General features: G+C 61.2%; 10 protein-coding genes. 8 read left to right on the top strand and 2 right to left on the bottom strand.

The window, feature by feature from the left end:
- Positions 1-126 precede the first annotated feature (126 nt).
- The 5 genes from P3T21_RS11430 to P3T21_RS11410 all read left to right on the top strand — a co-directional run bounded on the left by P3T21_RS11430 (position 127) and on the right by P3T21_RS11410 (position 5,279).
- A complete protein-coding gene (locus P3T21_RS11430) occupies positions 127-573 on the top strand; it encodes an HU family DNA-binding protein (protein ID WP_429256038.1) in 447 nt (148 codons plus the stop codon).
- 384 nt (positions 574-957) lie between these two features.
- The gene (locus P3T21_RS11425) at positions 958-2,367 is read left to right on the top strand and encodes a circularly permuted type 2 ATP-grasp protein (protein ID WP_429256037.1); all 1,410 of its coding nucleotides are present in this window, start codon (positions 958-960) and stop codon (positions 2,365-2,367) included.
- 134 nt (positions 2,368-2,501) lie between these two features.
- A complete protein-coding gene (locus P3T21_RS11420; protein ID WP_429256036.1) occupies positions 2,502-3,452 on the top strand; it encodes an alpha-E domain-containing protein in 951 nt (316 codons plus the stop codon).
- A gap of 13 nt (positions 3,453-3,465) precedes the next feature.
- On the top strand, positions 3,466-4,266 hold the full coding sequence (locus tag P3T21_RS11415; RefSeq protein WP_429256035.1) for a transglutaminase family protein: 801 nt from the start codon (positions 3,466-3,468) through the stop codon (positions 4,264-4,266).
- A 128-nt stretch (positions 4,267-4,394) separates the two neighbouring features.
- A complete protein-coding gene (locus P3T21_RS11410) occupies positions 4,395-5,279 on the top strand; it encodes a peptidase (protein WP_429256034.1) in 885 nt (294 codons plus the stop codon).
- Positions 5,280-5,433: 154 nt separating this feature from the next.
- On the opposite strand, the gene P3T21_RS11405 is transcribed toward P3T21_RS11410, so the two are convergent.
- Both P3T21_RS11405 and P3T21_RS11400 read right to left on the bottom strand, forming a co-directional pair.
- On the bottom strand, positions 5,434-6,591 hold the full coding sequence (locus tag P3T21_RS11405; RefSeq protein ID WP_429256033.1) for a porin: 1,158 nt from the start codon (positions 6,589-6,591) through the stop codon (positions 5,434-5,436).
- 403 nt (positions 6,592-6,994) lie between these two features.
- Complete coding sequence (locus P3T21_RS11400) at positions 6,995-8,287, bottom strand: YhjD/YihY/BrkB family envelope integrity protein (protein WP_429256032.1); 1,293 nt, start codon at positions 8,285-8,287, stop codon at positions 6,995-6,997.
- A 266-nt stretch (positions 8,288-8,553) separates the two neighbouring features.
- Between P3T21_RS11400 and fdnG the strand changes: the two genes are divergently transcribed.
- The 3 genes from fdnG to P3T21_RS11385 are packed head-to-tail and all read left to right on the top strand — an operon-like array spanning position 8,554 to position 13,182.
- The gene (gene fdnG, locus P3T21_RS11395; RefSeq protein WP_429256031.1) at positions 8,554-11,625 is read left to right on the top strand and encodes a formate dehydrogenase-N subunit alpha; all 3,072 of its coding nucleotides are present in this window, start codon (positions 8,554-8,556) and stop codon (positions 11,623-11,625) included.
- Positions 11,626-11,645: 20 nt separating this feature from the next.
- Positions 11,646-12,566 (top strand): formate dehydrogenase subunit beta, encoded by a 921-nt coding sequence (gene fdxH / locus P3T21_RS11390; RefSeq protein ID WP_429256030.1) that lies wholly within the window; start codon positions 11,646-11,648, stop codon positions 12,564-12,566.
- Positions 12,556-13,182, top strand: a complete 627-nt coding sequence (locus tag P3T21_RS11385; RefSeq protein WP_429256029.1) for a formate dehydrogenase subunit gamma — start codon at positions 12,556-12,558, stop codon at positions 13,180-13,182. The genes fdxH and P3T21_RS11385 overlap by 11 nt, the downstream gene beginning before the upstream one ends.
- Positions 13,183-13,375: the final 193 nt, after the last annotated feature.

Here is a 13,375-nt window from a genome sequence, read left to right as displayed (position 1 = left end):
AACCTGCGGTGTTATGCATAAAAGATTCGCGCGAAACGCTAGAGCGCTTGTAGAATCCGGCGTTGAAGTGCGCGCATACCGCGTGCTCTTCAAGTGCATTCACTGACCACAACAGGTAGGAGAAACATGCCGACTTCCGCAAAAAAGGTGGCCAAGAAGGCTGCCACTGTACCGGCCAAAAAGGTTGCAGCGAAGAAAGTGCCTGCGAAGAAAGTAGCAGCTAAGAAGGTCGCCGTGAAGGCGTCCGGCGCACCGTCGCCGATCAAGGACACCTTCACGAAGGCCTCGCTGGCTGCACACGTCGCAGAACGTTCCGCTGTTGATCTGAAGGCTGCCAAGTCTGTCCTGGCCGCGCTCGAAGATACGATCCTCGGCGCCGTGCACAAGAAGGGCGCTGGCGAATTCACGCTGTCCGGTCTTCTGAAGATCGTTGTTCAAGCCGTGCCGGCGAAGAAAAAGCGCTTCGGCAAGGACCCGTTCTCGGGTGAAGAGCGCTGGTTCCCGGCCAAGCCGGCTAGCGTGCGCATCAAGGCACGCGCGCTGAAGAAGCTGAAGGACGCAGCAGGCGGCTAGGTGTTTCAGGTTCCGACCGGTCGCTTTCGGACGGCGGTCGCGATCTGTCACGCAAGATGCAGCAAAAGAGTCCCCTCGGGCGAAAGTCCGGGGGGATTTTTTTTCGTCGGCCCTTTTTGGGTCGTTTTCCCCTTCCGCCGCCCGAACGACGGTTTTGTCACAGAACTTCGGGCAGACGTTGATGCACCGCAGTAGCGCATTGATCTGCGCAGCGGTACGATGGAGATGTCGTCCATGCCGGCCGGATGCGCTCTTCGGGTGCATTGAGCGCCCGAATTTAGCGTGAAAGTGAATGGCATAGCGCTTGCTTGAAGCTTTACTGTTGTCGAACACCGAATGCGCAGCGCATTCGCCTTCTATCCGACAAAAAGAGCGGGGCGTGACATGCGATGCTATGACGAGATGCGTCATCACGACGAGGTCGTGCGGCCGCACTATGCGCGGTTTGAACGCTGGCTTGTCCAGCAGGGCGGGGATGCGATTGCCCGCAAGCGTGCCGAAGCAGACCTGCTGTTCCGGCGCGTCGGGATCACCTTTGCGGTCAACGGCGATCTTTCCGGCACTGAACGGCTGATCCCTTTCGACCTGATTCCTCGCATCATTCCGCGTAGCGAGTGGCAAACGCTCGAAGCGGGCCTGCGCCAGCGCGTGCAGGCGCTCAACCTTTTCATCCACGACGTCTATCACGATCGCAACATCGTGCGCGCCGGGATTGTGCCCGCGGCGCAGGTGTATACGAACGCACAGTACCGGCCGGAAATGCAGGGCGTGAAGGTGCCGCTCGGCATCTATGCGCATATTGCGGGCGTCGACGTCGTGCGCGCGGGCGACGACGGCCAGTTCTTCGTGCTCGAAGACAACCTGCGTGTGCCGTCCGGCGTCTCCTACATGCTGGAAAACCGCAAGATGATGATGCGGTTGTTCCCGGAGCTGTTCGTACAGAACCGTATCGCGCCGGTCGCGCACTATCCTGACCTGCTGCTCGATACGCTGCGCTCGGTCGCGCCTGAAGGCGTCGATGAACCCGTGGTCGTCGTGCTGACGCCGGGCATGTACAACTCGGCGTATTTCGAGCACACGTTCCTCGCGCAGCAGATGGGCGTCGAACTGGTGGAGGGCAAGGATCTCTTCGTCGACGACAACTACGTGTTTATGCGCACGACGCAGGGGCCGAAGCGCGTCGACGTGATCTACCGCCGTGTCGACGATGACTTTCTCGATCCGCTTGCGTTCCGCAGCGATTCCGCGCTGGGCGTGCCGGGTCTGCTGACGGCGTATCGCGCCGGCCGTGTCGCACTCGCGAATGCGATGGGCACGGGTATCGCCGACGATAAATCGATCTACCCGTACGTACCGGAGATGATCGAGTTTTACCTCGGCGAAAAGCCAATCCTCAATAACGTCCCTACGTTCCAGTGCCGCAAGCCTGACGATCTCGCCTATACGCTCGCGCATCTGCCCGAGCTCGTGGTGAAGGAAGTGCACGGCGCGGGCGGCTACGGGATGCTGGTCGGGCCGGCTTCGACCGCTGCTGAAATCGAGTCGTTCCGCGCGCGACTGATCGCGCGGCCGGCCGGTTATATCGCGCAGCCGACGCTGGCGCTGTCGGCGTGTCCGACGTTCGTCGAATCGGGCATCGCGCCACGTCACATCGATCTGCGGCCGTTCGTGCTGTCCGGCAAGACAACGACGATGGTGGCAGGCGGTCTCACGCGTGTCGCGTTGCAGGAAGGCTCGCTCGTCGTCAACTCGTCGCAGGGCGGCGGGACCAAAGACACGTGGATGGTCGACTGAAAGGGTGGTTGCATCTGCAACCAGTGAGGAACGCGCCGGCTAGATATTTCGCCGGTGACGAACGGAAAATGCCCGGTAACCAGCGCAGGCCTTGAGGCTTCAAGTCTTGCGCTCATCGATAACGGAAAGCCGTCATGCTAAGCCGCACTGCCGATCATCTCTTCTGGATGGCCCGTTACATGGAGCGCGCGGAGAACACTGCCCGCATGCTCGACATCAACCTGAAAGCGCTGCTGCTGCCGCAGACGCCTGAACAGGAAGCGCGTGCGCAGCGTTCGGTGCTGCGCATCTCCGAACTCGAAGGCGCGTTTGCAGAGCGCTACGACGAGCCCACGCGCGAACATGTGCTGCATTTCATGGTCGCCGATGCCGACAATCCGTCGAGTATCTATTCATGCCTGCAGGCGGCGCGCGAGAACGCGCGCGCCGTGCGCGGCACGTTGACCACCGAATGGTGGGAAACGATCAACGATACGTGGCTCGAATTCAACGAGCGTGCGTCTTCCGGGCAGTTGATGGCGCATCCGGTGGCGCTCTTCGAATGGGTCAAGTTCCGCTCGCATCTGTCGCGCGGCGTGACGCTCGGCACCGCGCTGCAGGACGACGCGTTTTTCTTCACGCAACTCGGCACGTTCCTCGAACGCGCCGATAACACCGCGCGGATTCTCGATGTGCGTTTCGCCGACGTCGAGCCGAATTCGCGCGACGCTGCGCGTCAGCTCGAAGATTTCTATTACTGGACGTCGATCCTGAGCTCGGTGTCCGCGCTCGAGATCTACCGCAAGGTGTATCGCGATGTCGTCACGCCGGCGCGCGTGGTCGAACTGATGATCCTGAATCCGCAGATGCCGCGTTCGCTGCTCGCGTCGCTCGAAGGCGTGTGCGCGAATCTCGCGATGCTGCGCACGTCGGGATCGAACCAGTGCGAGCGTTTCGCCGGAAAACTGCGAGCGGAACTGGTGTATTCCGACATCCGGCAGATTTTCGAGGCGGGATTGCACGCGTATCTGACGCAGTTTCTTGCCCGCGTGTTCGAACTCGGCGGACTGGTCGCGCGCACCTATCTGATGTTGCCGGTCGCCTGACGGAGCCTTATTCATGTATCTGACGATTCGCCACGACACCTCGTACCGTTACGAAGCGACGGTCCACTATTCGATCCAGCAATTGCGCCTGACGCCCGCAAGCGGCGGGGCGCAGGTCGTGCGTCGCTGGACGCTCGATGCGCCAGGCAAGCTCGATTCCACGCTCGACGCCTATGGCAACGTGCTGCACACGCTCGTGCTGAACAAGCCGCACAATGAGATTCGCGTGCGTGTGTCCGGGGAAATCGACACCTTTCCGCTGATCAATGGCCTGCTGCCCGATGGCGTCGGCCCGATTCCACTGGAGCACTTCACGTGCTCGACGCCCCTGACCGAATGCGATGCGGCGGTGCGCGAACTTGCGGCTTCGGTGGCTTCGCTCGATACGCCGGCTTCGCTGATCGCGTTGTCGGAGCAGATCATGCAGCGCGTGCAGTTCCAGCCGGGCGTGACCGAGGTCACGAGTACCGCGGCTGAAGCGCTGGCGCTCGGCAAGGGCGTCTGTCAGGACCACGCGCATCTGATGCTTGCGTGCTGCCGCGCGCGCGGCGTGCCGGCGCGCTATGTGAGCGGCTATATCGAACCCGGCGACGTCGAGCATGGCGCGAGCCACGCGTGGGTCGATGTGTGGATCGATGGGGTGGGCTGGACGTCGATCGACGTGACGCATGCGGCTTTCGCCAGCGAAATCTATTGCCGGCTTGCCGTGGCCCGCGATTATGAAGCCGCGTCGCCCGTGCGCGGTCGACGGATCGGCGGCCGGGAAGAGAAGCTCCATGTGTCGGTGTCGGTCAGCGCGCAGACGCCGCAGTAGAGCTTCATCCAGGGGTTGATGCGGCCTTCAAAAGGCCGCTGAAGCGCCGCAATACCGAAGGAAGCGTCAGAGGCAGTGTGCCGGCGCATTACAATAGCGGCGTTCTGTCGTTTTCCAGGTTGGCAATCATGACTTACTGCGTGGCGATGTGCGTGGATGAAGGGCTCGTGTTTCTCTCGGACACGCGCACCAACGCGGGCGTCGATCACATCAGCACGGCGCGCAAGATGTCCGTGTTCGAACAGCCCGGCGAGCGCGTGCTCGTGCTGCTGGGCGCCGGCAATCTCTCGCTGACCCAGGCGGTGCTCCAGGCGCTCAGCGAGCCCACTGAGCCCGGCAAACCGACGTTGTGGACGGTCGCAACGGTGCCGGAAGCGGCCCGCGTGGTCGGCGATGCCGTGCGCCAGGTGTATCAGCGTGAGGCGCAGGCGCTGCAGGAATTCGGCGTCGACTTCAACTGCAGCTTCATTCTGGGCGGACAGATCGAGTCGGCGGAAGGCGGCGCGGCTTCAGCGCCGCGTCTCTTCATGATCTACTCGGCGGGCAATTTCATCGAGGCGTCGAGCGTCAGTCCGTATTTCCAGATCGGTGAGTCGAAATATGGCAAGCCGATCATCGACCGTGTGCTCACGCCGTCGATGCCGCTCGATGAAGCAGCCAAATGTGCTCTGATTTCGATGGATTCGACGCTGCGCTCGAATCTGTCGGTCGGGCTGCCGCTCGATCTGCTCGTCTACGAAAAAGACACGCTGCGTGTGACGCGTTTCGTCTCCGTCGATCAGGACAACGCGTACTATCAGATGATTCACCGCACGTGGGGCGAGCAGCTGCGTCAGGTGTTCAGCGGGATCCCCGATCCGGCGTGGGAGAACTCGGGTGACGTGCCGCTGCGCAAACGCGGCCGGGCGCCGGTCGTGTCGCCGCGTGAGGCGTCCGACAGTGTGGCCGGGGACGCGGACATGCAGCCTGCACAGACGCTTGCGCAGGCGGATGCGCAGAAGAAGCAGCGCTAGTTACCCGCACCGCTACAAGCAGAAAAGCCGGACATTGTCCGGCTTTTCTGCTTTCTGACGCCAGCTTCGACGGAAGTAAAAAAGCCAGCCATCGGCTTGCGCCTCCGGCTGGCTTTCTACAGCGTCTGCTTCAGCTGCGTAACAGGTTCTGTGCTTAGAACTTGTGACGGATACCCAGGCTGACGATCGTCTGGTTGACGCTGTCCGAGTTGAAGCCATAGTCAGCCACCGACGCCACCGACGACGTCAGCGGAGCGCCAGCTGCATCGCGCTGGTGTCCGTTAGCATGTTGCCATGCGCCGACCAGGTACACGTCCGTGCGCTTCGACAGGTTGTAGTCGCCGCCCAGCGAGATCTGGTTGTACGACGCGCTCGAGTCGCCTGCGCCGTGCGTGTACGTGTAGCCAAAGCCCACCAGCGCCGCCGACGTGACCTGATAGTTCACGAAGCCTGCACCGACGTTGTAACGCTCGGTCGAACCGAAGCCCGATTGCGCGTCTGACTTGTATTGTGCGTTGCTGTAACGCAGACCGAACGTGAACGGACCTGCCACGTATTGCGCAGCGACCGAGCCAATGCCGATCGACTTGGCGCCAGCGTAGGCCGAGTTTTCGATGCCGCCGTCAAACGTACCGTCCGACGTGCTGCTCCAGCCCGGACGAACGACTGCGGTCGTCGACGTGTTGGACATGCGGATGTAGCCAGCAGCGATCGCGAACGGACCCGTTGCGTACGTTGCAGCAGCGGCCCACGTCTGACCCGAGCCCGTCTTGCCTGCGACGCCGCCCAGCGCGTACATGCCTTCGAACTGGAAGCCACCCCAAACCGGCGAAGCGTACTTGATTGCGTTGTTCGTACGCGAGCTGTTGTCGTTGTTGTCGACGTCGCCCGGCGTGGTGAACGTGCTGCCCCAGTAGTTATCAGCCGTCAGCGGCTGGACCAGGTCAACCACCGGATCGTACTGACGACCGATGGTAGCCGTACCCCACGAGTCGCCCGTCAGGCCGACGTACGATTGACGACCAAACAAGCGGCCGCCTTGATTCGATTTACCGGTGTTCGGGTCAAAACCGCTTTCCAACTGGAAAATCGCCTTCAGGCCGCCGCCCAGGTCTTCCGTACCCTTCAGGCCCCAGCGATTGCCCTGCAGGTTACCTGCAGCCATGTTCCACAGGCTGTGGCCACCGACGTTCGAAACGTACTGGATCGAGTCGTCCAGCACGCCGTAGAGGGTAACGCTGTTTTGAGCGTGCGCCGCACCCGCGGTGCCCAGCAGTGCCAGCGAGAGGGTAGATAGTGCGAATCGTTTCATCATTTCTCCACGCAAATGATTGGTTTAGTTGTTGCGGATTGGAGAATAGCTCAGTGTGTCTTAAGGTAAGAACTGAAAAAAAATGAGTGTCTCTAAAAAGTGACACAGGGCCAGACGCCTTATAAATAAAGCTTGCCAGCCAGTATTGCTAAAACAGCAATATTGAATCGTTGACAGCGCAATATTGTTGTTTCGTTGACAGTGATCGTCGACAATTGCTGAAAATGTTGCTGTGTTGAAGGTAAATTGTAAATAAGTCGGCTAATCGGGTCGCGTGTTGCGTGGGCCTGTCGACGCTTTTGGGGCCAGGAGAGACTGGCTGGCTGGACGCCTGCGGACGGCTGCGGGTTTCCGCGTCTGTCGGGTTGCCGGTAGACGTGTTTTAAGGCGCGATTCGCGGCGCTTAAGGATGATCGATGGCGCCCGGATCCACGTTCCCCGCATCGCGACGTCCTGCGAAGGTCGTGACGACGAACGCCGCCGCAACTGCGAGCAGCACGGAACCCCACGGATGCTTTCGAACGTAGCGGTCGGTCTGGATAATCGTTCCGGCGGCTGCGCGAGTCGCGTTCGTTTCGGCGCGCGCCACCGAGCGGCCGATGTTCATCGCGGTCTTCGCCGTCGACGGTCGCGAGGCGCGCATTGCGTCAGTTGCCATGGCCACGTTACCGGCTGGCACCATCCCGGTATCAGCGGCAGCAGCCGTTACTCCACTTTTCTGCGCGCTGCCCGCCAACACCGCCGGCATCGTTGATGCCGCCATCACTGAAGCGAGCATCGCCCGGCTGCCCGGTGGCGGTGTGTCGTCATGCATGGCCCATGGTCCGCGTGGATCGTGCAGCCTTCCACGGGCCGCCGAGAACTCGGCGCCGAGCAGCAGCACGGCCGCCGAGAAATACAGCCACATGAGCAGCACCGCCAGCGAGCCAGCCGCGCCGAATGAATTCGCCATGCCGGCATGCGCCAGATAGAGCGCGAACATCTTCTTGCCTGCCGAGAACAGCGCGGCTGCGACGAGTCCGCCGACCATCGCATCGCGCCACTGCACGGGCGCATCGGGCAGAAACTTGAGCAGCCCCCCGAAGGCGACGGCCAGCACCAGCAGGCCGACTACCAGCTGTAGCAGATTGGCGATCACGATGTAGGGTGAATCGCCGAGTAGCCAGTTGCCGACGAACGTGATGCCGGCGTCGAGCACGAGCGAAACGATCAGCAGAAATGCGACGCCGAGTACCAGCCCGAACGAGATCAGCCGGACACGAACGAGCGCGATCACGCTCGACGTGCGCGGCCCCGTGGCGGGCCACACTATATTGAGTGCGTTGTTGAGCGAAGAGAACGTCGCGGACGCGCCCACAGCCAGCAGTACGAACGAGATGATCGCCGCGATGCCGCCGGCGCTTCCGCTGTGGTGGGCGTTCTGCACGATGGTCTGCACGCCGGCTGCGGCGTCGTCGCCAAGCACGCCATGCACTTCGCGAAACAGCTCGCCGCGCGCCGCGTCCGCGCCGAAGAACCAGCCGGCGACCGCGATCACCATCACCAGGGTTGGCGCCAGCGAGAAGGCGGCGTAGAACGCAATGCTCGCGGCCATCGCCGCGCAACGGTCTTCCGCGAACTGTTTGAACGCGCCGACGGCCCACGATGCGTGCTTGCGGGCGGCAGTCTGCAGCTTGTCGGTGGAAAGGGTATCCATGGCCGTCCTTCGTCGCGGAATCGTTGCGTCGATGCGGCGCCTGCCGGCCCGTCGCCCTGGCGTAGAGGCGTTCAGGCGTTTAGATGCAGTGCCGCAAACCGTATTCCTGCCACTATATCAACGCACGCCCCGCCGCCCATGACCGTCTGGCCAGGTCAGATCAAATAAAAATAAAACGCTTTCCTTAACACTTTTGCTCGTGATGCTGTCACGACACGGCAAACCACATATACTTTTGAGTACCCACACACAAGCCGGGGGCAATCATGCTCCAGATGTCCCGGCGTCAGTTCCTGAAGGTGACAGCGACCACGCTGGCCGGATCGAGCCTAGCCCTGATGGGCTTCTCACCGGACGCCGCGCTCGCTGAAGTCCGGCAGTACAAACTGGCGCGAACCATTGAAACACGCAACACGTGTCCGTACTGCTCCGTCGGCTGCGGCATCCTGATGTATAGCCTCGGCGATGGCGCGAAGAACGCGGTCTCCAGCATCATCCACATCGAAGGCGACCCCGATCACCCGGTCAATCGCGGCACGCTGTGTCCGAAGGGTGCCAGCCTGATCGACTTCATCCACAGTCCGAGCCGTCTCACGCATCCGGAATACCGGGCGCCGGGTTCGGACCAGTGGCAGCGCATCTCGTGGAATGACGCGCTCGACCGCATCGCGAAGCTGATGAAGGAAGATCGCGACGCGAACTTCGTCGAGAACACGGCAGACGGCAAGAAGGTCAATCGCTGGCTGACCACGGGCATGCTGGCGGCATCGGCAAGCAGCAACGAATCAGGGTACCTGACGCACAAGGTGGCCCGCAGTCTGGGGATGCTTGCATTCGACAACCAGGCGCGTGTCTGACACGGTCCGACGGTGGCAGGTCTTGCCCCGACGTTTGGCCGTGGAGCGATGACGAACCATTGGGTCGACATCAAGAATGCGGACGTCATTCTGGCGATGGGCGGCAATTCTGCCGAGGCGCACCCGTGCGGCTTCAAATGGGTCACGGAAGCGAAGGCACACCGCAAGGCGCGCCTGATCGTGGTCGACCCGCGCTTTACGCGCACCGCGTCAGTCGCTGACTTTTACGCGCCGATTCGCACCGGCACGGACATCGTGTTCCTAGGCGGGGTCATCAACTACCTGCTGACGAACGACAAGATCCAGCACGAGTACGTGAAGAACTACACGGACCTGCCGTTCGTCGTGCGCGAGGACTTCGCGTTCAACGACGGCATCTTTTCCGGCTACGACGCCGAGAAACACGGCTACCCGGACAAGTCGACGTGGGACTACGAGCGGGGCGACGACGGCTTCGTGAAGGTCGACACGACGCTGCAACATCCTCGTTGCGTGTACAACCTGCTGAAGCAGCACTACACGCGCTACACGCCGGAGATGGTCGAGAAGACCTGCGGCACGCCTAAGGACAAGTTCCTGAAGGTGTGCGAAATGCTCGCCTCGACCGCGTCGCCGACGCGCGCCGCCACCATCATGTATGCGCTTGGCTGGACCCAGCATTCGGTCGGTTCGCAGATGATCCGCACGGGCGCGATGGTGCAGCTGCTGCTGGGCAATATCGGCATTGCGGGCGGCGGCATGAACGCGTTGCGCGGCCACTCGAACATCCAGGGGCTGACCGATCTCGGCCTGCTGTCGAACCTGCTGCCGGGCTACATGACGCTGCCGTCGCAAGCCGAGCAGGATTACGACGCCTACATCGCAAAGCGCGCAGCGCAGCCGTTGCGACCGAACCAGTTGAGCTACTGGAAGAACTATCGGGGCTTCTTCGTTAGTCTGATGAAAGCGTGGTGGGGCGACGCGGCGACCGCCGGGAACAACTGGGGTTTCGACTATCTGCCCAAGCTCGACAAGCCGTATGACATGTTGCAGGTGTTCGAACTGATGTCTCAGGGCAAGATCAATGGCTATCTGGCGCAGGGCTTCAACCCGCTTGCCGCTGCACCGAACAAGGCGAAGATGACCGTCGCGTTTTCGAAGCTGAAGTGGCTCGTCATCATGGACCCGCTCGCGACCGAGACGTCGGAGTTCTGGAAGAACCATGGCGAGTTCAACGACGTCGATGCGTCGAAGATCCAGACCGAAGTGTTCCGGCTGCCGACAAGCTGCTTTGCCGAAGAGAACGGCTCGCTCGTCAATTCCGGGCGCGTGCTGCAATGGCACTGGCGGGGTGCCGAGCCGCCGGGCGAGGCGAAGACTGATCTGGAGATCATGGGGAGCTTGTTCGTGCTGATCCGCAAGCTGTACAAGAATCAGGGCGGCAAATTCCCGGATCCGATGGTCAATCTCAGCTGGCCCTATGCGACTCCGTCGGCGCCGACGCCGGAAGAAATAGCGATGGAATTCAGCGGCAAGGCATTGGCAGACCTGACGGACCCGAAGGACCCGACCAGGGTGCTCGTGAAGAGGGGCGAGCAGCTCGCAGGCTTCGCGCAACTGAAAGACGACGGCAGCACGTCGAGCGGCTGCTGGATCTTCTGCGGCGCATGGACGCAAGCGGGCAACCAGATGGCGCGACGGGACAATGCAGACCCGACGGGCATCGGCCAGACGCTTGGCTGGGCGTGGGCGTGGCCGGCGAACCGGCGGATTTTGTACAACCGCGCGTCGTGCGACGTCAACGGCAAGCCGTTCGATCCGACGCGCAAGCTGATCGCCTGGAACGGCAAGACGTGGAGCGGCGCCGACGTGCCGGACTACAAGGCGGACGAACCGCCCGAAACCGGCATGGGGCCGTTTATCATGAACCCGGAAGGTGTGGCGCGTTTTTTTGCGCGTGACGCCATGGCCGAAGGTCCGTTCCCTGAGCACTACGAGCCGTTCGAGACGCCGCTCGGCTACAACCCGCTGCATCCGCAAAATGCGCAGGCGACGAGCAACCCGGCCGCCCGTGTGTTCCCGAACGATCGCGCGGCGTTCGGCAAGGCGGCGGATTTCCCGCATACAGCGACGAGCTATCGGCTCACCGAGCATTTTCACTACTGGACCAAGCACGTGCGGCTGAACGCGATCATCCAGCCGGAGCAGTTCGTCGAGATCGGCGAGGATCTCGCGAAGGAGGTCGGCGTGGTGGCGGGCGACCGCGTGAAGGTGTCGTCCAATCGTGGACACATCGTCGCGGTTGCAGTGGTCACCAAACGCATCAAACCTCTGATGATTGACGGGAAGAAGGTGCAGACCGTCGGCATTCCGTTGCATTGGGGCTTCAAGGGCCTCGCGAAGCCGGGCTATCTGATCAATACGCTCACGCCAGTGGTTGGCGACGGCAATACGCAGACGCCGGAATTCAAGTCTTTCCTCGTGAAAGTCGAGAAAGCTTGAACACGCGATAGGAGAACACGATGGCACTGCAATCGCTCGATATCAGGCGCGTGTCGGCCACCACGGTGCAGCCGCCGTCAGTGCGCGAGCCGGCTACGGGCAGCGTCGCGAAGCTGATCGACGTCACCAAGTGCATCGGCTGCAAGGCATGTCAGACGGCATGCATGGAGTGGAACGACCTGCGCGACGAAATCGGCACGAACGTCGGCGTCTACGATAACCCGCCCGACCTGAGCGAGCACTCGTGGACGGTGATGCGATTCGCCGAATACGAGAATCCGGATGGCAACCTCGAATGGCTGATCCGCAAGGACGGCTGCATGCATTGCGAAGATCCCGGCTGCCTGAAGGCGTGCCCTTCGCCGGGCGCGATCGTCCAGTACACGAACGGCATCGTCGATTTCCATGAGGAAAACTGCATCGGCTGTGGCTATTGCATCGCCGGCTGTCCATTCAACATTCCGCGCATTTCGAAGCGGGATCATCGTGTGTACAAATGCACGCTGTGTTCGGATCGTGTCGCGGCCGGCCAGGAGCCAGCGTGCGTGAAGACCTGTCCGACTGGCGCGATCGTGTTCGGTACCAAGGACGACATGAAGCAGCACGCGGCCGAGCGGATTGTCGACCTGAAGGAGCGCGGTTTCGAGCATGCCGGGCTGTACGATCCGGCGGGCGTCGGCGGCACGCATGTGATGTATGTGCTGCATCACGCGGACAAGCCGTCGCTGTATCACGGGTTGCCGGACAATCCGAAGATCAGCCCGATGGTGCAGTTGTGGAAGGGGATTGCGAAGCCGCTGGCGGTGGCGGGTATTGCGTTGACCGCGCTGGCGGGATTCTTCCACTACACGAGGGTTGGTCCGAACGAAGTGACGGAAGAGGAAGAACTGGCCGCTCATGACGAGGCGCGCCGGATCAGGGAGCGCGCAGATGAGACATGACGAACCTGGGTTGATTGTGCGTTACACGCCGAATGAGCGCACGAACCACTGGATTACGGCGATCACGTTTGTATTGCTCGCGCTTTCCGGGCTGTCGATGTTTCATCCTTCGATGTTCTGGATGTCGGCGCTCTTTGGCGGAGGGCAGTGGACGCGGATTCTGCATCCGTTTGTGGGTATTGTGATGTTTTTGTCGTTCCTTGTTCTGGTCTTGAGGTTCTGGCATCACAACTACCTGGATCGCAGCGATGTTCAGTGGCTTAAGCAGATCGATGATGTGCTTGCCAATCGGGAGGATCGGTTGCCCGAGATTGGGCGATATAACGCCGGGCAGAAGCTTTTGTTCTTCGTCATGGTCGCGTGTCTTGTTTTGCTGCTTTGCAGCGGGATTGTGATCTGGAGACGGTATTTTTCTTTCTACTTTCCTGTCGATGTGATTCGCCTTGCGGCGGTTGTTCATGCTGTTGCTGCGTTTGTTCTTATCTGTGGGATTGTTGTGCATATCTACGCTGCGCTTTGGATCAAAGGGTCTATCGGTGCAATGGTGAGGGGGACCGTTACCTATGGGTGGGCGCGGAAGCATCATCCGCGGTGGTTTCGGGAGAGTGTTAAGTAAGGGTTTGGTTTTGGGTTGGTTTTTGGTTTGTTGGCCTTTCCTTGAGTTCATGTCGGTCTATTAGCGTCGCCCCTGTGCGGGGCGGCACCTACTTTTCTTTGTCCTTGCCAAAGAAAAGTAGGCAAAAGAAAGGCGCCGAAAACTCGATAGCTCCAGATTGTGTCGCTGCCGGGGAATGGCAACCCATGAAGTG

The organism is Paraburkholderia sp. GAS334 (assembly GCF_050436625.1).
Taxonomy (GTDB): Bacteria; Pseudomonadota; Gammaproteobacteria; order Burkholderiales; family Burkholderiaceae; genus Paraburkholderia.
The sequence above is the reverse complement of the archived record's forward strand: the minus strand, read 5'-3'. Positions and strand labels throughout refer to the sequence as shown.

Coding starts and splice junctions, on each gene's coding strand:
- P3T21_RS11430 (WP_429256038.1), top strand. CDS start 127: ATGCCGACTTCCGCAAAAAAGGTGGCCAAGAAGGCTGCCACTGTACCG.
- P3T21_RS11425 (WP_429256037.1), top strand. CDS start 958: ATGCGATGCTATGACGAGATGCGTCATCACGACGAGGTCGTGCGGCCG.
- P3T21_RS11420 (WP_429256036.1), top strand. CDS start 2,502: ATGCTAAGCCGCACTGCCGATCATCTCTTCTGGATGGCCCGTTACATG.
- P3T21_RS11415 (WP_429256035.1), top strand. CDS start 3,466: ATGTATCTGACGATTCGCCACGACACCTCGTACCGTTACGAAGCGACG.
- P3T21_RS11410 (WP_429256034.1), top strand. CDS start 4,395: ATGACTTACTGCGTGGCGATGTGCGTGGATGAAGGGCTCGTGTTTCTC.
- P3T21_RS11405 (WP_429256033.1), bottom strand. CDS start 6,591: ATGAAACGATTCGCACTATCTACCCTCTCGCTGGCACTGCTGGGCACC.
- P3T21_RS11400 (WP_429256032.1), bottom strand. CDS start 8,287: ATGGATACCCTTTCCACCGACAAGCTGCAGACTGCCGCCCGCAAGCAC.
- fdxH (WP_429256030.1), top strand. CDS start 11,646: ATGGCACTGCAATCGCTCGATATCAGGCGCGTGTCGGCCACCACGGTG.
- P3T21_RS11385 (WP_429256029.1), top strand. CDS start 12,556: ATGAGACATGACGAACCTGGGTTGATTGTGCGTTACACGCCGAATGAG.